Here is a 20337-nt window from a genome sequence, read left to right as displayed (position 1 = left end):
GGCCACAACTCTGCCCGTCACAGCCTCCGCTGCCAGTCCTGCCTCCCCACGGACCGGCGGTGGGTTTTCCCTACCTCGCACTCGTGGGTTGCCCGCGTGCCGCTGACGCGGGCCTCCCGCCTAGTGTTCTCGGAGTCAGCGGATGAATCGAGAAGCATGGGACCACGATGGACGAGTACAGGAGCCGGGATGCCGGCCCCGACAGGTGGTGCGGGCCGGATCAGGTGACTGGGAAGCCGAGTTCGCATACGGGGACCGCGGGCCAGGTCCTGCCACGCAATCCCGTGCGGGCTCTGAAATCGCCCCAACTGTGGTTGGCGTCCGCGCACCTGGCGGCCGACAGCGTATCCGCGCTCGCCGGCTTCGCCGTGCTGATGCTGCTGGTGACCGGCATCTGCCTGCTGCCGGTCGCCCTCATCGGCGCACCACTGGTGATCGCGGCGGCCTGGCTGCTGCACCGGCTCGCCGATGCCGAGCGCGACCGGTACGCCACCCTGTGCGGGCTGGAGATTCCCGCACAGCCGGCTCCGGAACTGTCCGTGAACCTGCTGCGGTCCACGCTCACCGTGCTGACCAGCCGCTCGACGTGGCGGCAGGTCTGCTACTTCGCGCTGCTGATCCCGGTGTCTGTCCTGAACGTGGTCGCGGTCGCCCTGGCCTGGGCCGGCCCGACGATGCTGGCCCTGCTGCCCTCCTACTACGCGGAGCTGCCCCTGGGGCGGGCCGCGATCGGTCCGCTGAACATCGACAACACGGGCACGGCCCTGGCCGTCGCGGCGGTCGGAGTGCTTGCCGGCCTGACGGTGTCACCGGTGGTGGTACGCACCCTGCGGGCCCTGGACATCTCCCTCGCCCGCACTCTGTTCGCCCCGTCCCGGGACACCCGACTCACCCAGCAGGTCGCGTACCTGACGGCCAGCCGGGCACGGGTGGTCGACGCCGCGGAGGCCGAGCGGCGGCGGATCGAGCGCGATCTGCACGACGGTGCGCAGCAGCGTCTCGTCGCCATGGCGATGACTCTGGGCCGGGCCAGCTCGCGGCTCAGGGGCGCCGGACACCCCGAGACCGTGGAGCTGATCGAGAGTGCCCGCAGTGAAGCCCGCCAGGCCATCACCGAGCTGCGTGACCTGACCCGGGGACTGCACCCGCCGGTCCTCACCGACCGGGGGCTGGACGCCGCGCTGTCCGCGGTGGCCGCCCGTTCCCCGATCCCGGTCACGATCGACGTCGATGCCGTACCGAGGCCGTCCACCACGGTCGAGGGCATCGCCTACTTCGTGGTGAGCGAGGCCCTGACCAACGTGGCCAAGCACGCCGCGGCGAACACCGCCTGGGTGACGATCCGCCGTATCGACGACCGGCTGACGGTGACGATCGGCGACAACGGTATCGGCGGGGCGACCCTCGGGAGGGGCAGCGGCCTGAGCGGCCTCGCGGACCGGGTCTCCGGGGTCGACGGCAAGCTGACGGTCTCCAGCCCGGTCGGCGGGCCGACCCTCATCGAAGTGGACATGAAATGCGCGTAGTGATCGCTGAGGATTCCACGCTGCTGCGGCAGGGGATCGTGCTGCTCCTGGAGGAGCAGGGCATCGAGGTGGTGGACGCGGTCGGCGACGGCGAAGCCCTGCTGAGAGCCGTCGCCGAGCACCATCCCGACGTGTGCGTTGTCGACGTACGCATGCCGCCCACCTTCGTCGACGAGGGTCTGCGCGCCGCACTGGTCATCCGTAACCGCTGGCCCGAGGTCGGCGTGCTCGTCCTCTCCCAGTACGTCGAGGAGAGCTACGCCATCGACCTGATCGCCGACGACACCAGAGGGGTCGGCTATCTGCTCAAGGACCGGGTCTCCGACGTCGACGACTTCGTCGACGCCCTGAAGCGGATCACGCTGGGGGACACCGTCCTCGACCCCGAGGTGGTCAAGCAGGTGCTGGCGCGCACCCGCAAGCGGGACCCGCTCGCCGCGCTGTCCCCCCGGGAGAAGGACGTCCTGTCAGGCATGGCCGAGGGCCGCTCGAACTCGGGGATCGCCGCACAACTGGTCATCGGTCCCGCCGCAGTCGAAAAACACATCAGCAACATTTTCGCGAAGTTCGGACTGCACCCGGAGGACGGCGAGAACCGCCGGGTCCGCGCAGTCCTGCGCTACTTGGGAGCTTGAAAACAATGTCTTCTGTCAAGAGCCGGTTCATCATCAGCAGCGGCCTGATCGTCCTGCTCGTCGTCGTCGCCGTGGGCGCCTGGTCCGTGGTCAGCGTAATGAAAGCCCGCGACAGCTTCTCCGCAGCCGACCAGGCCGACGCGTCCGCCGCCACCCTGCTGAGCATCGACACCGCGAACGCGGGCGTCTCACTGAAGGCGAGCAGCGACTCCTTCGTGCATGTCTCCGCCACCGGCAAGTACACCGGCAGCACCCCGCCGAAGCTGACGACCAGCACGGCCGGCGCGACCATCACCGTGTCCCAGTCGTGCACCGGCGACTGCGACGATTTCCGTCTCGACATCTCGCTGCCGGAAAAGCTCGCGGTGAAGGTGACCACCGTCGACGGGGGGACCACCGCGCGAGGCCTCGCCGGCAGTCTCGACATCAGGACGCGCTCCGGGGGCATCGACCTCACCGACCTCTCCGGGCCGCTCGCCCTGAACAGCACCACCGGCCAGATCCTTGTGGCCGGCGCCACGTCCGACCGGTTCGAGGCCACGACGACGGACGGCGAGGTCAGGGCCGCATTCCGCACTGCCCCCACAATGACGAACGTGACCACCGGCAACGGCGGCGTCGACCTCACCCTGCCTTCCTCCGGCTACTACATCCAGGCCACCAGTGCCAACAGCAATCCCAAGATCGACATCCCGGTCGACCGCAAGGCCAACCACACCGTGACGGTGAAGACGAACAACGGCGGTATCGACATCCACCATTGATGGAGGCCAACCGGGATACACAGGAAATAGACAACAGGCGTGCCGTCAGGCGGACGGGCAGACGGCAATCGGCCGGGAACCGCGTGGGCGTGTTTCATATGTGGTCGCTCAATGCCGCGAAGTTAAAGGTCTCCAGGCATCTGTCAAGGAGGGGCGAGCACGCGATGTTCATGCGCCGTGACGTGGCTTCGGGGGGCCCGGGGTAGGTCTGGGTGTTCTGTCCGGATCGAGAGTCGAGGCATCGTTGGATGACCCGTCTGCTGTCCCCTGCCGCCCTGCTCTCTCGGCCGTGGGTGACATTTTCGCCCCTGGGCACCTGGGTGAGCTGACCCAGGTGGTTCCGTTCGAGCTCGTGGACGCCGTGCTGGAGGAGACGGGCCGCACCGAGTGCCGCCTGCGGATACTGCCGTCGCGTGTGGGGGTGTACTTCGTCCTGGCGCTGGGCCTGTACGGGCATGCCGGCGCCAGCCTGGTCTGGCAGAAGCTGACCCATGGTCTGAGCGGGCTGGTGATCCCGGTCCCGTCGGAGAAGGCACTGCGGGACCTGCGGCGGCGCATCGGCACAGCCCCGTTGAAGGCACTGTTCGAGACGCTGGCCGTCCCGCTGGCGCAGCCGTCCACGCCCGGCGCCCGGTACCGGCTGATCACCACCCTGACCGACCACCGCACCGACCCCGCTTCCGCGCTGGTACGCCTTTACCACGAGCGCTGGGAGATCGAATCGACGTTCCTGGCGCTGCGTCACACGCTCCTTCGCGGCCGGGTCCTGCGCTCCAAGGACCCCCTCGGAATCGAGCAGGAGGTATGGGCGCTGTTGGCGCTCTACCAGGCGATCCGACACGCCATGGTCACCGCGGTAGAGACCTGCCCCGGCATCGACCCCGACCGAGCCTCCTTCACCATCGCACTCGAAGCCGTCCGGAACACCGTGACCACCGCCACCGGAGTCCTCGACCCGGCCGCCAAGGACCAGGTCGACCTGGTCGGCCGGATCGGAAGAGCTGTCCTGGCCGGTCTCCTCCCGGCGCGCCGGGCACGCTTCAGCGCCCGGGTCGTCAAGGCGGGCACCTCCCGTTACCACGCATGGAACCGCCGCCCGGACGACAACAGACCACTGACCAGCACCAACATCACCGACGTCGAGGTAACCGTCCACGAGCCACCGCCCGGACCGGACAGAAAACCGCAGCTCCTCACGCCCGGCCGACGGCCTGCCGTACTGCGATCCCCAGACCAGGCCGGACACCCAACACCCAGAGGAACTCGCTGGCAGACCGTGCAGACCATCCTGCGGCAGGCACCGGAACACGCACGACGCGCCGAAGACCTCGCAGCCGTGCTCGGCATCACCGGCAAGAAGAAGCTGCACAGCTTCTACGTCCAGATGTCCGCATGGGCCAGCCAGGGACGACTCGTCAAAGTCGTCCCCGGCACCTACCGGATCACACCCCAACCAGCGATAGACACGGCCCCGTGATCCTTAACTTCGCGGCATTGGGTGGTCCCTGTTGCAACACCGCGCCCGACCGACGTTCCCGCAGGCCGCCGCGTTTCACCGGTCGTTTCCTTCCTCTTGATCAGTGAAACGCACTTGTGAAACGATCTCGACGTGATCACCGACCCGTACAAGCTCGTCGAAGCGCACAAGTGCCCGATGTCCACCTGCACTGCCCCGGCCGGCTCGCCCTGCCGGACCACCGCGGGCAAGGTCGCGCTCAAGTACCACACGGCCCGCTTCCAACTCGTCCCCGCGCTCCGCTCCGAACTCCACGTGGCCACCCCCGCCGTCCGGCATCCCGGCTCGGCCTGGACCGCTCTACCGGTGCAGAAGCTCTCGGCGCCCGCCGTCCCGATGGAGATCCGTCTCGGGTACGCGCGTGTCTCCACCCGCACCCAGGAGATCCAGTCACAGGTCGACGCCCTCGAAGCTTCCCAGGTGCACCGGCTGTTCCAGGAGCAGATCAGCACGCGCGTGCGCGAGCGCCCGGAGATGAAGGCGACCCTCGCCGCCGCCCGCGAGTACCGCTCACTGGGGGCGAAGGTCACACTCGTGGTGCACGAGATGAAGCGGCTGGGGCGCGGCGCCCTGGAGCTACTCAAGGTCGCCGAGGAACTGCGCGACGCCGAGATCGAGCTGGAGTTCCTCACCGGCCCGCTGGCGGGCAAGCACGACCCAGCCGGCCACGGGGCGGCCCTGTTCGCGTTCTTCGCCGCCATGGCGGAGTCCGAACGCGACTACATCCGCGACAAGACCCTCGAAGGCCAGGAGACCGCCCGCACCAAAGGCAAGACCATCGGTGGTAGGAAGGTCTCCGACGAGGACATGCTCGCCACCGCGCTCCGGCTGCGCGACGAGGAACACCTGTCGCTGCGCGAGATCGCCTCCCGCCTCGTCATCCGCACCGGAAAGAAGCGCGGCCAGCACCCCGCTCCGGCGACCGTGATGCGGATGCTGCGCGAGCACAACGAGCAGAAGGCCACGATGGAAACCGCGCACTGACCTGCGGATCATTCCTTAGCGCTGTTTTCTCGGCGAGAGCTACTGGAACCCCGCGATGGCGGACACCTGCGCCTCCGGGTGTGAGTAGTTGCGGTACAGAAAGTGCCGTTGAGATTGATCATGGTCCGGCTGGCGTCGGGTGACCGGGTCGTCCGGCCGCCGGATGCGGACTCGGCGGGGGCGGGGATGTCGTCGGTGTCCTGGAGGTCGGCGAAGTCGGCGTGCGCCTGGGCGACGGCTTCGGGGTACGCCTCTTGCTTCCCGTGCTCGGTGAGCGCCCGGTAGATGCTCGCGGCGCTGGGGGCCTCCCCAGAAGGCCGCTGACCCTATCAGTGTGGGCCGTCGTGTTGCGCGAGGGCGTTCTCCCGCAGGTTCGGTTCCTTGCGGAGTGTCCTGGTGAACCATGTGCCGTAGCGGTCGCCCAGGAGGGGAGCTGATGCTCCGTGGAGGATGATGCTCAGGCCCACGGTCACGGCGATGACGTCGCTCAGCAGGGTTCCCCCGGGCAGATGTTCTTCGAGGGCGAGCAGGCCGAACACGAGGGATGCGAGCCCCCGCGGGCCGAACCAGCCGATGTACGCGATGGAGGCGGGGCGCAGGCCGGTGCCGGCCAGGGCGAGTGCGACGGGCAGCATCCGGATGACGGTCAGGCTGAGCAGCGCGTAGAGGACAATGCGCCAGTTCAGGTGCTGGAGTGTCGGTCCCAGGATGACGGCGCCGAAGACGAGGAAGCTCAGTGAGGCGAGGAGGAGGCCGAGGCGTTCGGTGAACCTGGTGCACTGCGCGGGGTCCGAGTCCTGGGGAGGGATGCCCAGGTCGGCGGGGTTGCGGCGCAAGTGGATGCCGAAGGCCAGGCCGGCGACCCAGGCGCCGATGAAGCCGCTGCCCTCGACCATGGCGCACAGGACGTACGCGATGGCTGGGACGCCGAGTACCAGGAACTGCCGCCAGTCGGGGCTGCTCCACCCCCGGGCGAGCGACCAGCGCAACAGGCTCGCCCCGGTCCAGCCGGCCGTGATTCCGATCGCGCTGCTCAGCAGCAGCGCGCGCAGGAACGTCTCGGTCACGCTCGGATGGTCGTGGCCCTCACCCGCCGCCGCGAGTGCCAGGACGAAGAACGGAAGGGCCAGACCGTCGTTCAGACCGGATTCGACGGTCAGGCCGCCGCGGACCAGCGGGGGCACCCGCTTGTTGGAGAAGGCCTGCTGCCCGAGCGCGGCGTCCGTCGGCGCGAGGATGACGGCGGCCAGGGCCAGCTCCCACACACTCAGGCCGGGCAGCAGCGGCCAGGCCACCAGCAGGCCCAGAGCCATCGTGACCGGCAGGCCGACCACGAGCAGCCGCAGCGGCAGGAACCCCTCCCGGCGCAGGTCCCGGTCTCTGATGCCCGCCGCGTCCGCGAACAGAAGGAGCACCAGCGCGCTCTCCAGGAGCGTCCGGATGACCTCGGGATCCTTCGCCCGGTCCAGCAGGTCTGGTCCCAGCGGGCCGACCGCCAGACCGGCCAGCATGAAGACCAGCGGTCCCGAGAGCACCGTGGTCGACAAACGGCGTGAGAGCGCCCCATAGCCGACGACCACACACCCGGCGATCACGACGGCCCAGCCATTCATCCGCACTCCTCAAACCCGCCTCGCGCAGAGAGGCGATGTCCGACCCTATGGCGACGCCGGTCAGATCTGCGGGAACCGTGCTCCGGACGCCCCCAGGCTCGGTCCGGTCGGCCCAACGCGGCCGCAGGGAAAGGAACGAAGCACGCCGACCCGTGATCGGGTATGAGGTAGTTAGGTACAGGAAATCCCGGCTAGAACGATCCTGCTGGGGGGCAGCAGGTCACGGGCGGCCTTGATGACTTCCTCGGTGGCGACGGTGGGGCGCCCCCCGACGCGGCCGCGGGCGCGGGCGGCGGCCAGGCCCTCGTTGGTGCCGATGACGATGAGCTCGCGGATGAACTCGGCGAGGGCGGCGAACACATGGAAGACGAGCCGGCCGCCGGGGGTGGTGGTGTCCAGGTTCTCGTGGAGCGGGGTGAATCCGATCCCGCGGTCACGCAGCTCGGCGACCATGTTGATGAGGTCCTGGAGGCTGCGGCCGTAGCGGTCGAGCGAGGGCACCACGAGGGTGTCGCCCGGGTCGAGGAAGGCGTGGCACGCCTTCAGCTCCGGGCGGAGCACGTTCTTGCCGGACTTCTTGTCCGCGAAGATCTTCCGGCATCCGGCGGCGGTGAGCGCGTCGAGCTGCCGTTCGAGCTTCTGCCCGCCGGTCGAGACCCGCACGTATCCGATCTTGATTTCGGTGCGGACGAGCGGCTCGGCGACGAGGAGGTCCGGCCCGCTGGCCGGTTCGAGGGCGTTCATGGCTGGTCGTGGCGGCAGCTGCGTTCCGTCAGTGCCGGGCTGCTCGCGGACGAAGCCGCAGTTCTTCAGGACGCCAAACTTGGCAGATGGGCAGGTGGCGGCATGACGGGTACGGCAGCGCCGGGAGCCAAGGGAGGCGCGGGGGCACGGCGCGTGCTCGCCCCGCTGGCGTTGGCGCAGTTCATCTGCAGCTTCGCCGGCTCCAACATGAACGTGATGATCAATGACATCAGTGAGGACCTGGACACCACCGTGCAGGGTGTCCAGGTCGCGATCACGATCTTCCTGCTGGTGATGGCAGCGCTGATGATCCCGGGCGGGAAGCTGACCGACAAGTGGGGGCGATGGTCAGTGCGTTGTGGCAAAGGGAGTCCCTGTTCGATGAGCAGGGACTTCTTCGTGTGCGGGGCATGACCGGGGCGGGGTAGGGGCAGGCAGCGGACGGCTTGTTATGGATCGAGGAGGGTGCGATGCCGTCGGTGTTGGGGTTGATGGAACAGCGTGAGGCGCGGGCGAGGCAGGATCTGGAGTCCTGGACGGAGGTCCTGGAGCAGGCTCAGGCGGAGGTGGATGCCGCGCGGGAGCGAGTCGAGCGGGCCCGGGTGGGGCGTGAGGAACTCGTGTCGGTGCTGGCCGAGGAGAGCCCCGTGATTACGCCGGTTTCCGTGCCGTCTGGTGGTGAGACGGCTGCCGCCGTGGGATCGAGCGGCCCCGGCGCGGGGCATGGCGAGAGGCCGCCGGTGCGGCGATCGGGCATGGGTGAAGAGGTGCTCAGCGGCCTGTATCGGGAGGTGTTCGCCGCGGTGGTGGCTGCCTCGGGGCCGGTGAACGGAGTGGAGCTGACGCGGGCGGTGGGCCGGGAAGCGGAGATCAAGAACGAGGTGGAGAAGATCCGGCACCGTGCCTACGTGCTGGAGAAGCGGGGCTGGCTGGTGCGGGCGAAGGACGGACGGTTCATGCCCGCGCCCGGGGCAGTCGGCCGGGACGCTTCTCCGGCCAGCGCGGGGCGTCCGCGGCCAGGCGCCGGGACAGCCTGATCACAGCGGCCCACCACACCATCTGGGCGTGGTGGTCGAGGCGGCGTTCGTGGTCGCGGTTGAGGCGGCGTGAGCGGGAGAGCCAGCTCAGCGTTCGCTCCACCACCCACCTGCGGGCCAGCACGACAAATCCGCGGTGTCCGTCGGATCGGCGCACGACCTCGATCCGCACTCCGTGCCGGGCGAACGCCTTGGCCAGGGCAGGGCCCTGGTAGGCGCTGTCGACCCACACCAGTTTCAGCAGCCGGCGCGGCTGGTCCATGAATGTCTCCAGCAGCGCGGGAGCGGCCTTGGAGTCGTGCACATCGGCTGTGGTCACAGTGACCTCCAGGAGCAGGCCCTCGGTGTCGGTCAGGATGTGACGCTTGCGCCCGTCACGTGATTTCCCGCCGTCGTATCCGCGACTTTCCGCACCGACGGTCTCGGAGGCGTCCACCGACTGACTGTCGATGATCCCCGCGGATGGCTCGGCGTTCCGCCCTTCGTGTTCCCTGGCCGTGCGACGCAGCCGTTCATGCAGTTCACGCACGTAGTCGTAGGCCCGCCAGCGGCGGAAGAAGTCGTAAACCGCCCGCCAGTACGGGAAATCGACCGGCAGAGCCATCCACTTCACACCATTGTCGACCAGGTAGCGCACCGCATCGAGTATTTCGCGGTGGCAATACCCCTCGGGACGCCCGCCCTGCTTGAGGAGCCAGGCCGGCACCGGCATCGCGGAACGGACCTCGGCCCACTCCGCATCCGTCATGTCACTCGGATAGCAGGCCGCCCGCCGCCCCGGAACGATCGAACCGAACCGGTGCACGTAGCAGTCACACCCAGGAGTGACCGCGGTGGACGAAGACACAGAGATACTGCTCAACTGATCGGGCAACGGGCTTCCTTGGGCGTGCTGGGTGTCGTAACCGCGTCACTACCATGGGGCCCGTTCTTTCATGCCCACGGTCGCACCCGTACCTCCGTCCAGATGATCACCCGTGCCCGCATGCCTCGAACGAAATCCGGTTTGCCACAACGCACTCAGTGCGGCCGCGCCGGGACTGGGCGTGCTGATCCTCGGGAACTCGATTCTGGAGGGTGTGGGCACGGCGCTGCTGATCCCGCCGGTCTACATCCTGACCACGCTGCTGTTCACCGACACGGCGTCGAGGGCGCGTGCGTTCGGCGCGATCATGGCAATGGGCGGGATCGGGGCGGCCGCCGGTCCGCTGATCGGCGGGCTGATCACGAGTGCGATCAGCTGGCGGGCCGCGTTCGTGTTCCAGGCGCTGGTGATCGTGGTGATCGCGGTGCTCAGCCGCAAGATCGACGATCCGCTGCCGCCCGACCCCGCCCGGTCCTTCGACACGGTCGGTGCCGTGCTGTCGGCGGCGGGCCTGGTGCTGCTGGTGACCGGCATCCTGGCCGTCGACGACAACGGCTGGCTGGCGCTCGGCCTGCTGCTGGCCGGTGCGCTGGTGCTGGTCGGCTTCTTCGCCTGGGTGCGCGGCCGCGAGCGCGCCGGCCGGGAGGCGCTGCTGTCGACGGACCTGTTCCGCAACCGCACCTCCAACCTCGGCCTGGTCACCCAGAACACGCAGTGGCTGATGCTGATGGGCGTCTCGTTCACCGTCGCCGCCTACCTGCAGGTCGTCCGCGGCTACGACGCGATCGAGACCGGCGTCATCTTCACCGCCGCGACTCTCGGCATCCTCGCTTCCTCGCTGGCCGCCGAGAAGCTCGCCCGGCGCCGTGCACAGCGCACCCTCATCATGGCGGGCTTCGTCGTGACGATCGCCGGCATCGCCGTGCTGTTGGCCCTGGTCGCCTGGAAGTCCGGTGCCTGGGCGTTCGCCCCCGGCCTGCTGCTGATCGGCCTGGGCCTGGGCCTGATGCTCACCCCGTCGGTGAACGTGGTCCAGTCGTGCTTCCCGGAGACGCAGCAGGGCGAGATTTCGGGCCTCTCACGCAGCATCTCCAACCTGGGCTCATCACTCGGCACGGCCATCGCGGGCACGATCCTGGTCTCGGGGCTCAGCAAGGGCGCGTACGCGGCGGCCATGGCGGCGCTCGCGGTGGTCGGCCTGGGCGGGCTACCGCTGCGGCCCTGCTGCCGCGAGCCGGCGGGCCCCCGGCTACCGGAACCGGGATGACGACGCCGTCAGGGGCGCCGCAGCGGCAGTGATCTTGGCACGGCACGTGCGTCGGCTGCCCGTCGACGATGCATGTGGTCAGCCGGTCCGGCCCTCGGCGCGGTCGAGCTCCTCGTCCAGGGCGAGGGCCGCGTCGATGAGGGCCAGGTGCGTGAATGCCTGTGGGAAGTTCCCGAGCTGCTCGCCCGAGGGACCGATCTCTTCGGCGAACAGGCCGACGTGGTTGGCGTAGGTGAGCATCTTGGAGAAGGCGTAGCGGGCCTGGGTGAGGCGTCCGGCGCGGGCGAGTGCCTCCACGTACAGGAAGCTGCACAGGTTGAAGGTGCCCTCGGAGCCGCGCAGGCCGTCGGGGGAGGCGGCGGGGTTGTAGCGGTAGACCAGGCTGTCGCTGACCAGTTCGCTGTCCATGGCGTCGAGAGTGGTCAACCAGTCGGGGTCGGTGGGGGAGAGGAAGCCCACCTTGGGCATCAGGAGCAGGGAGGCGTCGAGGACGTCGGTGTCGTAGTGCTGGACGAACGCCCCTCGTTCTTCATTCCAGCCGCGCTCGACGATCTGCCGCAGGACCGCATTACGTGCGTCCAGCCAGCGGGTGAGGTCGCCGGGGCGGGAGTGCGCGGTGGCGAGTTTGACGGCGCGGTCGAAGGCGACCCAGGTCATCAGGCGGCTGTAGGTGAAGTTCTGGCGGCCGCCGCGGGTCTCCCAGATCCCCTCGTCGGGGCGGTCCCAGTTGTCGGTGAGCCAGTCGATGACGGTTGCGAAAGCTTGCCAGCCGCGGACGGTGCCGATGTCCTCCGCCTGGGCGAGGGCGTAGGCAGCCTCGCCGTAGATGTCCAGTTGGATTTGGTCGGCGGCGGCGTTGCCGGCCCGTACCGGGGCGGAGCGGCGGTAGCCCTCCAGGTGGTCGAGCACCTCCTCGGTCAGGTGCGGTTCGCCGTCGACGTGGTACATGATCTGCAGCGGCTCGCCGGAGGCGGTGCCGCCGGCGTCCAGGCGATCGCGCAGCCACCGGCGGAAGGCGTTCGCCTCCGCGGTGAAGCCGAGGTCGGTCAGGAACCGCACGGACAGGGAGGCGTCGCGGACCCAGGTGTAGCGGTAGTCCCAGTTGCGCTCCCCGCCGATCTGCTCGGGCAGGCCCATGGTGGCGGCGGCGATCGGGGCGCCCGTGGGGGCGTAGGTGAGGAGCTTGAGCGTGATGGCGGAACGGGCGACCATCTCGTGCCAGCGGCCGCGGTAGCGGGAGGCCCTCAGCCAGTTGAGCCAGAACGCACTGCACGCGTCGAAAGCGTCCAGGACCGCCTCGACGGAGGGTGTGGCACCGCCGGGACGTCCGCTGAGATCGCCCGCTGTACCGGTTTCGCTGGTGAGGACGACCGCGGCCCGTTCCCCCGCCTGCAGGGTGAAACGGGCGGAGACGTCGGTGCCGTCCGGATGCAAGGTGATCGGCGCGGTGACCTGCAGGTGCAGGTCCGTGCCGGGACCGCGGAACAGCATCGATCCGTCGTCCAAGCGCGTGAGGTCGTGGGGTGCGCGGCCGTAGTCGAAGCGGGGCCGGCAGATCAGTTCGAAGGGCATGCTGCCGCGTACCACCCGCACGGCCCGGATCAGCCGGTGTCTCGTCGACGGCGTTGTCGACGGATCGGGAGGCATGAAGTCGAGGACCTCGCCGACACCGCTCGGTGCCATGAAGCGGGTGATGAGGATCGCGGTGTCGGGAAGGTAGAGCTGGCGGACGGTCGCATCATCGCCGACATCGGCCGCGAGACGGCAATGGCCTCCGCGGTCGCTGTCGAGCAGCGAGGCGAACACGCTGGGGGCATCGAACCGTGGTGTGCACCACCAGTCCACGGTGCCGTCGGCGGCGATCAGCGCCGCCGTCTGCAGGTCGCCGACGATGCCGTGGTCCGCGATCGGGGGGTACTCCTTCACAGCGCCTCCTCGGCTGCGGCGGCGAGGGACACACAGAGCCCTCGCACCAGCGCGATCCCACCGGTGGTCGTGTCGCGTGGCGGACGGCGTTGCCGCCACGGCCAAGCGTCGGCCGGTTCTGCCCGTCATCGCGACATCGGGCGCCCCCAGCCACTCCTGGCCGCAGCACCCCACCGACCGCCGTCGGCTGGCGGGGCCATTGTGAGGAGCCGAGAATCACCAGCAGGCACTACAACCGAGCGCCGGGTGAGCAAGGCGTCCAGGAGGCGGACCATGGCCGAAGAGGACAGGCCGACCGGGAGGATCGTGGTGGGAGTCGACGGCTCCGAATCCTCGCGCAAGGCTCTGCGGTGGGCACTGGCCCAGGCACGCAGGCAGAACGCGGCCGTCGAAGCCGTCACCGGCTGGACCTTCCCGGCAACCAGCAGCTGGATACCCGTTCCCGCATCGGACCTCGAAGCAGCCGCCCGGCAGGCCTTGGCCGACACCGTGGACCAGGAAAGACACACAGCCCCAGAGGTACCTCTCGACACCCACATCGCGCAGGGACATCCCGCCCAGGTACTCGTCGACACCGCGAACGGCGCGGACCTGTTGGTCGTCGGCTGCCGTGGCCTGGGCGGCTTCACCGGCAGCCTGCTGGGCTCAGTGAGCCGCTACTGCGTCGAACACGCGACCTGCCCCGTACTGGTGATGAGAGACACCGAAAAGCCCCACCCCGGACAACAGCTTCGCGACGCGTCCTCGCCGCGCACGACGGGAACCTCGTGACCGGGTCGAACTCCCGGAACATGGTCGCCGGCGGCTATCGTCCTGACCGCTTCCGAGCCATCGGCGCCCTGCTGTGCCTTGCTAGGACGCCGTGATCATGTACGCGCCCCTCAGCGACTGGCCTAATCCTCCTCGTCGGCTCCCACGGCAGCAGCAGCAGGGTCACGCAACGGGCGCAGTCCACCCTCGGGTCCGCTGGCCTGGATGTTGAACGGGTAGCGGCCCAGGAAGTTGATGTGCCGGTCCTTGAGCGGGGAGAGTCGGGCCACGTCCTCGTCCTTGATGTCGTGGCCCTCGGCGCGGAGCCGGGCGACGGCGGCGTCCAGGTAGCGGGGTGTTCCACAGAACCACGGCGTTGAGGACCAGGCCCAGGGCGGCGAGCTGGTCCTCCTGACCCTCGCGGTACGCCTGGCGGATCTGGCCCCGGCCGCCGTGGCAGATCGCGCGGGCCAGCCGGTGGCGGGACTCCTGCACGGTCAGCTGCCGGTTCATCAGCCGGCGGTAGGTGTCGTCGACCGGGTCGACGACGGCGAGCAGGTGCATGGTCTTGTCGATGCGGCCGTACTCGGCGAACGCGGCACCGAGCGGGGTCGGGTGGCCCTCGCGGCCGAACATCCGCAACAGGTCGTAGGCGCGGACCTGGTTGGTGATGAGCGATCCGGCGACGCGCAGCATGTCCGGCCAGTGCGTGGTGATCCGCTTGAGGTTCACCTTGTTGCAGGCGACGGCTTCCAGCGGCCCGTACCCGTCGGCCGGCTCCCTGCTGTCGCTGTCGGGCAGGTCGGCTCGCCAGAACCGCTGGTCCGCGAGGTCACGGAAGCGCGGGGCGAAGCGGAAGCCGAGCATCTTGTACAAGCCGAACGCCATGTCGGAGTACGAGGCGTTGTCGGTCGCGACCATCTCCGGCTTCACCCCACCGTCGAGGTTGAGCAGCGTGTCCAGGGTGTAGAGGCTGTCGCGCGGGGTGCCACGTACGACCATCGCGCCGATCCCGGCGACCTGGTCGTTAACGGCAGCCTACCTCTGCTCGTCATGGTCACCCCCGCAGACCTCCACGACAGCCACGCCGCCAAGGAAGTCCTCTTCCGCCTCCGCCTCATGCACCCCGAGATCACGATCGTCTGGGCCGACTCCGCCTACGCAGGCAGGCTCGTGACCTGGGCAAAGAGGTACCTCAACCTGACGATCAAGACGGTCAGCAGACCCAAGGACTCATCCGGCTTCGTCATCCTGCCCCGCCGCTGGGTCGTGGAAAGAACCTGGTCCTGGATGATGCGGGCCCGCAGACACGCACGCGACTACGAACGACTCATCCAGCACTCCGGAACCCTCATCACCTGGGCAGCCATCACCCTCATGACCCGCCGAATCACCAAGGCACGCAAGCCCCCCGAGCGGTTCTCACCCCTGCTCTGAAACCGGGAACTGAGTGTTCCGCTGGAATCGCTGAACTGCTGCGGACCAGACGTCTTCATCCGGGTGCTGGCTGCGCACGTCTTCGAGGTCCTGGACCTCTTCTTCCGCCGCGTCCCCGAGTGCCTGAGCGAGCATCTCCCGCTCAGCTGCACGATCGGCGGCAGGCAGTGTTGGACGCTTCGGGGCCCGGCTCATCAGGGCGAGAGCGCTGGCTACGAAGGCGGATCAGCAGTGGTGCGGCTCCACGCCGTCCGCGACCCCTGTGGCTAGCTGCCGCGTTCGCATGACTATCCATCACGCCTCGCAGGCCTCCCGAAGTCATGAAGAACGAAGGTCCCGACCCGTGAATAGGGCCCCTGGCGACCGCCCTCCGGTTACTCAGACAGTCGTCGAAGGAGCCGCGGTCGACGCCGGCCACGGGGGTTCGGTCTTGGCCGGCACCCGCGGCCCCTGATGCCACGAGAGCACCCCATCGCTGTCGCCCTCCTCTATAGCGTGCAGCTTCGCGCCGGCACCGCAGCGGGTACCGGCGGCCCGCTGACGCGAAACACCAAGTTGCATCGACACGACACGACACCAAGACTGTAAGCGATCAGACGGTCGCTATGCGTTAGCATTCTTTGGGCGACTCCAGCGAAGCGGAGGCAACAATGTACGAACGGTCCAGCCAGTCGGAACACGCGGACGCACCGGTCGAAAGCGAGGACATCAAGGCGTTCACCGAGCGCCTGTCGGAGTGGAGCGAATCCCTCCCTGCCGGGGAGCAGGCCCTCGCAGAGGTCCTGCTGCAGTACACCCGGGACCTCCAGCCCGGCGACGTCCGCCGCAGACAGCTGATCGCCAGTCTCGACGAGGCGACCCGTTCCGCCATCGAATCCGTCCGCGAGCAGTGGAAGCAAACGGCCCGCGGGCCCGTCGCATGGGTGCGAACCGAGCACAGCTGGGAGAAGGCCAACCCGCGTGTGGGCGGAGGAGCCGTCGAGGAGTACGAGATCGTGCAGTGGGCTTACGTCCGCCCCGAGAAGTGGACCCCGCCCTATGCATGATGACCTCGGCGTCCGTGCGGCAGACGACGCATCCGCAGGCGACGGCTTCGCCGTTTCGCTGGAGCGGTTCGCCTCCGCACTCTCCCCGTCCGAGCACTCCATCCTCGTCGCGGCGCTCAACGTCGCGACCGAGCCGTGGAAGCGCATGGCCGCACGGCCGGTGGAGGAGCTTCTGGAGCCCGCGGAAGCACAGCTGCTGGACCATCTGGTAAAGCCGCCCCCCGTGAAGGAGCGTTAGTGGGCCGCTATCTCGGGCTGATCGTCAAGGCGACACGGTTGTGCAACCTGCGCTGCACGTACTGCCACGACTGGCGGAGTGGGCCCGGCCAGACGATGGGCTTCCCCGTCCTGGCACGGATGACCGCCAGCGCCCTGTCCGACCCGACGCACGACACGGTCGAGTTCATGTGGCACGGCGGTGAGCCGACCGTCCTGCCCCGCAAGTTCTACGAGCGTGCCCTCTACTTGCAGGCCCGCTTGCGCCGCCCCGGACAGACGGTCCACAACACCTTGCAGTCCAACGGCACACGGATCGACGGCGCCTGGGCGCAGTTCTTCCGCGAGTTCCGGTTCAGGGTCAGCGTCAGTCTGGACGGTCCCCCCTCGGTGCATGACCGCTACCGCCGCTACGCCTCGGGACGCCCCTCCTTCGATGACGTACGCCGCGGACTTGACGCTCTGAGGGAGAACGGCGTACCGATCAGCGTGCTCATGGTCATCGACCGGGGAGCGCTCGAACTTGGACCGGACGCTGTCTTCGACTTCTTTGTGAAAGAGGGAATCACCCACTACGGCCTGCTCGCCGCCAAACCGACGAACCAGCCCGACGCACCGCCCGGAACACCGACGTCACACTACGTGACACCGGCCGAGATGAACCGCTTCCTGCAGGCCTACTTCGACCGGTGGCTCGCCCACGGCGATCCGTCCATCCGCGTCAGGGAGTTCGACAGTCTGCTGAAGCGGCTCTCGGGCCGGGACGCAAGCGTGTGCACTCTTGCCGGTGACTGCTTCGGGCGATACTACCTAGTGGAGCCGGACGGGCAGGTGGCGCACTGCGACCTGTTCGACGGGGACCCCGCCTACACGGTCGGCAGCGTCCTCTCCGACTCGTTCGCCGCGTTCCGTAACGGGCCGGCACTCGTCCCGCTGCGGACTTCGAACAAGCAGGCTCTCAGCGCCATGCGCGCATGTCCCGACTTCAACGTCTGCAACGGGTGGTGCCCGCACGAGCGGTACACCGCCTCCCGGCACGATCCCCAGCACACGGGCGACTGCTGCGGACTACGGGGCCTCATCGGCCACATGCGGAGCCGCCTCGAGGTGTCCGTCGCGACGGCACCGTGAAGGTCCTGCTGGGGCCGGCGCACGAACTGCACGATGGAGTTCATGGCTCGCTGCTGGAGTCACCTCCTGCCGGGACAACGTACGTGCAGGCGCGGTACACGCTGCGCTTCCGCCCCGACCGCAGCGCGTGCCGGGCGTTCTCCCCACTGCACGACGCGGCAGTCGCCGAGTGGGTGCGGTTCGACGACCTGTCGGCCGATGTCGACATCGTGCATTCGTCCCGTCTGCCTGTCGAGACGGCGCGGCCCTGGGTCGTCGACGCGGACTGCCTGCTGATGCCGCTCCAGGCCGGACGCTTCTATACCCTGGGCGCGGCATCCCGTGGTACCACGCTCGTTCCCGACGCCGAGGCGATGGCCCGCCGGGAGGCGGCCATGGCGGCCCGGTTCGCGAGCGGGCGCTGCGCCCGAATCCTCTTCCGCACGGAGTACGCGCGGCGGGCGTGCCTGGAGCACCTCGCCGCCCGCGGGCACCGATCGGAGGTCGTTGAGAAGCTGAGCGCCAAGTCCGAGGTGGTGTACCCGGCCATTCCGCCACTGCACGCGGTCAGGCGCTCCGAAGGCCCAGTGACTGTGCTCTACATGGGCAGGACCTGGCAGGACAAGGGCGCTCCCGTCGCGGTCGAGGTCTTCAGCCGCCTGCGGGCGCGCCACGGCGAAGCAGTGCGGCTGGTCTTTCTCGGACCCTGCCCGACGCCCGCCGCCTCCCAGCTGCTCGCGGCGGGCGTGGAACTCGTGGCGCCCCTGCCCAGGTCGGCTTACCTGGAGCAGCTCCGCCGGGCGGACATCTTCCTCTCCCCCACCTCATTCGAGAGCTTTGGCATGGGCCTGGTCGAGGCGGCCGCCGCCGGTCTGGCCGTCGTCTGTTCGACTGGGCCGGGCATGGAGCACATCGGCGAGCTGTTCACGCCCGGCAACAACGCCCTGTTCGTCTCCAACGCCGAGCCGACGGCTCAGCGGACCGCTGCGTTCACTGCAGCAGTGTCAGGACTGATCGACGACGCCTCACTGCGCCGCCGCCTCGCCGTGAACAACCGTGCGCTCACGACCTCCGGGAAGCTGTCGCTTGGGCAGCGCAACGAACGACTCGGCACCGCGTACGCGCACGCGTACGCCGCAAGGTTCGTCGTCGACCCCGCCGATCCGGCCGACGACCGCGACGCTTGCGCAGAAGGGAACCGACGGATCACGGACTGGGCGGACGATGTCTGCCATTGGGCAGGACAGCACTGCACCGCTCGTATCGGTGGCCGCGTCATCGTCAGGCACGACCCGCCCGCGCAGCGTCCGGCGGGCGAAGTCAGTGGAGGGACGGCTGCGCCGCGGCGCCGAACCCAGTGAAGTTGATCAGGTCCGCCATGCTGAACTCACCCGGCTTGACACCACACAGAACCGGTTTCCAACCGGGCGCAGCGGACAGGTACGAGAACGGGTCGGCGGACAGCATGCCGAGGAAGACCTCCGAGACGATCCGGGAGCCGACAGTACCCAGCGTGCGACCGCCGTCCCGCAACTCGGCCTCACGCAGGACGTAATACCACAACGGCGCAGGCCCCTTGCCGGGAAGGTCCAAGTCCTCGTCGTCAAGCGGTTGGGCACCGATGGCCAGCGCGACCTGCTGCCCGGAGGGCAGCCCCAGTCTCGCGCCGCGGGTGAGGTTGCGCCGTGCCAGGTTGGCCGTCGCGCCTCCGGCGAGTTCGGGCGGCAGGTCCAGGAGCGGCGGTGACAGGTACCGATCGATCCTACGGGCATGCTGGAGGTCGGCCGAGCCGCCCAGATGGAAGAACCGCCTCCACTCGACCTGCCAGTTCGCCGGCAGCCGACGGAACCCGCCGAGGTGCCGCATTTCGTTGCGCGGCTGACCCACCGACTCTGGTGTGAAGACGGGAAGCGGGCCCACTCTGGAATTCAGCGTGTATGCCGGCCGGACCATGGAGTGGCCGAAGCGGTATGCCGCAACGGCGAACTCGATCGGCATGAAGATCTCGTGCCGCCATGCGAAGAAACGGAGTGTGACCTGTTCGACCGCTTCGCCCTGCGGGATGAGGGACTCGTGGCGCAGCACGTCCTTGTATGTGGTCGCGTCGACGATCTGTTTGAGGAAGTCGTGGACCACGATCCACTGGTAGTGCCATCGGACGAGCCTCTGCGCGCAATCGAAGATCCCTTCACCGGCGCTGCGATGCGTCTCGTACGCAGCTGCATCATCGGCTGTCAGCCAGTCACACACCTTGTTGTGGAACAACATGAAGGTGAGCTGCAACTGACTGACGATAACGTTCTCGTCGTTGCGGGGATCACCGATCAGCGCCACGCCACGAAAGTCCCGCGGCAGGTCCAGCTCTCCCCTGGCCTCGCCCTTCGCCTGCCCGATCACAAAGCGGTGTCCCTCAGCGCCGTGCGCCATCTCGTAGAGGTAGGGCTGATCCGCCGGTCCGCGCCCGTAGACGGAGTCCAGGTCGAAGCGCGGAGTGCGGAAGTTGACCAGCGCGTCGGGATCGTTCCGCCGTTGGAGGCTGGACGTTGGGTCGAACGTGAGGTCGTGGTCGATGAACTGGCCGAGGTAGGTGTATCCGGCCGGGATCTTGCCGTCCAGCGCGGCCCCCACGGGCTCCCTCATGAGCCGTGCAATGGCGTCGATGCGCGCGTCGTCCGGGATGTAGGGGTCGAGACGCCGGAACATCCGGCCGTAGAAGCCGAACGAAAGGCTGGATTCCGGTACGTAGCCCAGGCCCCGCCTTACACGCGCGTGGTTACGGATGGAAGAGGCGGGCAGCCCCAGGGAGTGTCCCCCGCCAGCCATGTCAACCGTCATCTGCCCAGGGTCGCCAACGTGCCCTTCCCGCGGTACCTGAGCCGATCCGCCACGCTCGCCGGGCAT

At 68.6% G+C, this 20337-nt stretch carries 17 protein-coding genes and 3 pseudogenes; 14 read left to right on the top strand and 6 right to left on the bottom strand.

From position 1 onward, the window contains the following. Positions 1-314: 314 nt before the first annotated feature. The 5 genes from OOK31_RS36425 (at position 315) to OOK31_RS36405 (ending at position 5425) form a co-directional block, all read left to right on the top strand. The gene (locus OOK31_RS36425; RefSeq protein ID WP_267091713.1) at positions 315-1526 is read left to right on the top strand and encodes a sensor histidine kinase; all 1212 of its coding nucleotides are present in this window, start codon (positions 315-317) and stop codon (positions 1524-1526) included. Further along, positions 1517-2161 (top strand): response regulator transcription factor, encoded by a 645-nt coding sequence (locus tag OOK31_RS36420; RefSeq protein WP_267091712.1) that lies wholly within the window; start codon positions 1517-1519, stop codon positions 2159-2161. The genes OOK31_RS36425 and OOK31_RS36420 overlap by 10 nt, the downstream gene beginning before the upstream one ends. A gap of 5 nt (positions 2162-2166) precedes the next feature. Beyond that, complete coding sequence (locus tag OOK31_RS36415) at positions 2167-2925, top strand: DUF4097 family beta strand repeat-containing protein (RefSeq protein WP_267091711.1); 759 nt, start codon at positions 2167-2169, stop codon at positions 2923-2925. 289 nt (positions 2926-3214) lie between these two features. Continuing rightward, positions 3215-4402: a transposase domain-containing protein gene (locus OOK31_RS36410; protein ID WP_323188300.1), complete on the top strand. Its 1188-nt coding sequence runs from the start codon at positions 3215-3217 to the stop codon at positions 4400-4402. 132 nt (positions 4403-4534) lie between these two features. Next, positions 4535-5425 carry a recombinase family protein gene (locus OOK31_RS36405; protein WP_267091709.1) on the top strand — a complete coding sequence of 297 codons (891 nt, stop codon included), beginning with the start codon at positions 4535-4537 and terminating at the stop codon, positions 5423-5425. Between the two features lie 329 nt (positions 5426-5754). On the opposite strand, the gene OOK31_RS36400 is transcribed toward OOK31_RS36405, so the two are convergent. Both OOK31_RS36400 and OOK31_RS36395 read right to left on the bottom strand, forming a co-directional pair. Next, the gene (locus tag OOK31_RS36400; protein WP_267091708.1) at positions 5755-7038 is read right to left on the bottom strand and encodes a sodium:proton antiporter; all 1284 of its coding nucleotides are present in this window, start codon (positions 7036-7038) and stop codon (positions 5755-5757) included. Positions 7039-7209: 171 nt separating this feature from the next. Then, complete coding sequence (locus OOK31_RS36395) at positions 7210-7782, bottom strand: recombinase family protein (protein ID WP_267091707.1); 573 nt, start codon at positions 7780-7782, stop codon at positions 7210-7212. Between the two features lie 102 nt (positions 7783-7884). Here OOK31_RS36395 and OOK31_RS36390 point away from each other — a divergent pair. Both OOK31_RS36390 and OOK31_RS36385 read left to right on the top strand, forming a co-directional pair. After that, positions 7885-8127: pseudogene (locus OOK31_RS36390) on the top strand (MFS transporter); the annotation flags it as partial. A gap of 125 nt (positions 8128-8252) precedes the next feature. Continuing rightward, complete coding sequence (locus tag OOK31_RS36385; RefSeq protein WP_267013158.1) at positions 8253-8819, top strand: hypothetical protein; 567 nt, start codon at positions 8253-8255, stop codon at positions 8817-8819. Here the strand turns inward: OOK31_RS36385 and OOK31_RS36380 are convergent. Next, positions 8737-9567, bottom strand: coding sequence for an IS5 family transposase (locus OOK31_RS36380; protein WP_267013159.1), 831 nt, complete (start codon positions 9565-9567; stop codon positions 8737-8739). The genes OOK31_RS36385 and OOK31_RS36380 overlap by 83 nt on opposite strands. 298 nt (positions 9568-9865) lie before the next feature. On the opposite strand from OOK31_RS36380, the gene OOK31_RS36375 reads away from it, so the two are divergent. Further along, positions 9866-10951, top strand: coding sequence for an MFS transporter (locus OOK31_RS36375; RefSeq protein WP_323188299.1), 1086 nt, complete (start codon positions 9866-9868; stop codon positions 10949-10951). Between the two features lie 78 nt (positions 10952-11029). Here OOK31_RS36375 and OOK31_RS36370 read toward each other — a convergent pair whose 3' ends face one another. Continuing rightward, the gene (locus OOK31_RS36370; RefSeq protein ID WP_267091706.1) at positions 11030-12877 is read right to left on the bottom strand and encodes a glycoside hydrolase family 15 protein; all 1848 of its coding nucleotides are present in this window, start codon (positions 12875-12877) and stop codon (positions 11030-11032) included. A 273-nt stretch (positions 12878-13150) separates the two neighbouring features. Here OOK31_RS36370 and OOK31_RS36365 point away from each other — a divergent pair, with 273 nt between their 5' ends. Further along, positions 13151-13648, top strand: a complete 498-nt coding sequence (locus OOK31_RS36365) for a universal stress protein (RefSeq protein WP_267091705.1) — start codon at positions 13151-13153, stop codon at positions 13646-13648. A 122-nt stretch (positions 13649-13770) separates the two neighbouring features. On the opposite strand, the pseudogene OOK31_RS36360 reads toward OOK31_RS36365, so the two are convergent. Beyond that, positions 13771-14662: pseudogene (locus tag OOK31_RS36360) on the bottom strand (Tn3 family transposase); the annotation flags it as partial. A gap of 3 nt (positions 14663-14665) precedes the next feature. Here OOK31_RS36360 and OOK31_RS36355 point away from each other — a divergent pair. From OOK31_RS36355 to OOK31_RS36335, 5 genes and pseudogenes are all read left to right on the top strand, one after another. Then, positions 14666-15022, top strand: a pseudogene (locus OOK31_RS36355) (transposase); the annotation flags it as partial. Positions 15023-15714: 692 nt separating this feature from the next. After that, on the top strand, positions 15715-16110 hold the full coding sequence (locus tag OOK31_RS36350) for a hypothetical protein (protein WP_267091704.1): 396 nt from the start codon (positions 15715-15717) through the stop codon (positions 16108-16110). Next, positions 16103-16348 carry a hypothetical protein gene (locus OOK31_RS36345; RefSeq protein ID WP_249771279.1) on the top strand — a complete coding sequence of 82 codons (246 nt, stop codon included), beginning with the start codon at positions 16103-16105 and terminating at the stop codon, positions 16346-16348. Before OOK31_RS36350 ends, OOK31_RS36345 begins: the two co-directional genes overlap by 8 nt. After that, on the top strand, positions 16348-17457 hold the full coding sequence (locus tag OOK31_RS36340) for a radical SAM protein (protein ID WP_267091703.1): 1110 nt from the start codon (positions 16348-16350) through the stop codon (positions 17455-17457). Before OOK31_RS36345 ends, OOK31_RS36340 begins: the two co-directional genes overlap by 1 nt. Further along, on the top strand, positions 17454-18797 hold the full coding sequence (locus tag OOK31_RS36335; protein WP_267091702.1) for a glycosyltransferase family 4 protein: 1344 nt from the start codon (positions 17454-17456) through the stop codon (positions 18795-18797). Before OOK31_RS36340 ends, OOK31_RS36335 begins: the two co-directional genes overlap by 4 nt. On the opposite strand, the gene OOK31_RS36330 is transcribed toward OOK31_RS36335, so the two are convergent. Continuing rightward, positions 18757-20271 carry a heme peroxidase family protein gene (locus tag OOK31_RS36330; RefSeq protein ID WP_267091701.1) on the bottom strand — a complete coding sequence of 505 codons (1515 nt, stop codon included), beginning with the start codon at positions 20269-20271 and terminating at the stop codon, positions 18757-18759. The two genes, OOK31_RS36335 and OOK31_RS36330, sit on opposite strands and share 41 nt — an antisense overlap. Positions 20272-20337 lie beyond the last annotated feature (66 nt).

Origin of the sequence: Streptomyces sp. NBC_00249, assembly GCF_026342355.1 — a bacterium.
Taxonomy (GTDB): domain Bacteria; phylum Actinomycetota; class Actinomycetes; order Streptomycetales; family Streptomycetaceae; genus Streptomyces.
This window is presented reverse-complemented; position numbering and strand designations above follow the sequence as displayed.

Bases quoted from the DNA above. Each gene is read 5' to 3' on its own strand.
- OOK31_RS36420 (WP_267091712.1), top strand. From the start codon at position 1,517: ATGCGCGTAGTGATCGCTGAGGATTCCACGCTGCTGCGGCAGGGGATC.
- OOK31_RS36415 (WP_267091711.1), top strand. From the start codon at position 2,167: ATGTCTTCTGTCAAGAGCCGGTTCATCATCAGCAGCGGCCTGATCGTC.
- OOK31_RS36400 (WP_267091708.1), bottom strand. From the start codon at position 7,038: ATGAATGGCTGGGCCGTCGTGATCGCCGGGTGTGTGGTCGTCGGCTAT.
- OOK31_RS36395 (WP_267091707.1), bottom strand. From the start codon at position 7,782: ATGAACGCCCTCGAACCGGCCAGCGGGCCGGACCTCCTCGTCGCCGAG.
- OOK31_RS36385 (WP_267013158.1), top strand. From the start codon at position 8,253: ATGCCGTCGGTGTTGGGGTTGATGGAACAGCGTGAGGCGCGGGCGAGG.
- OOK31_RS36380 (WP_267013159.1), bottom strand. From the start codon at position 9,567: ATGACGGATGCGGAGTGGGCCGAGGTCCGTTCCGCGATGCCGGTGCCG.
- OOK31_RS36365 (WP_267091705.1), top strand. From the start codon at position 13,151: ATGGCCGAAGAGGACAGGCCGACCGGGAGGATCGTGGTGGGAGTCGAC.
- OOK31_RS36350 (WP_267091704.1), top strand. From the start codon at position 15,715: ATGTACGAACGGTCCAGCCAGTCGGAACACGCGGACGCACCGGTCGAA.
- OOK31_RS36345 (WP_249771279.1), top strand. From the start codon at position 16,103: ATGCATGATGACCTCGGCGTCCGTGCGGCAGACGACGCATCCGCAGGC.
- OOK31_RS36330 (WP_267091701.1), bottom strand. From the start codon at position 20,271: ATGACGGTTGACATGGCTGGCGGGGGACACTCCCTGGGGCTGCCCGCC.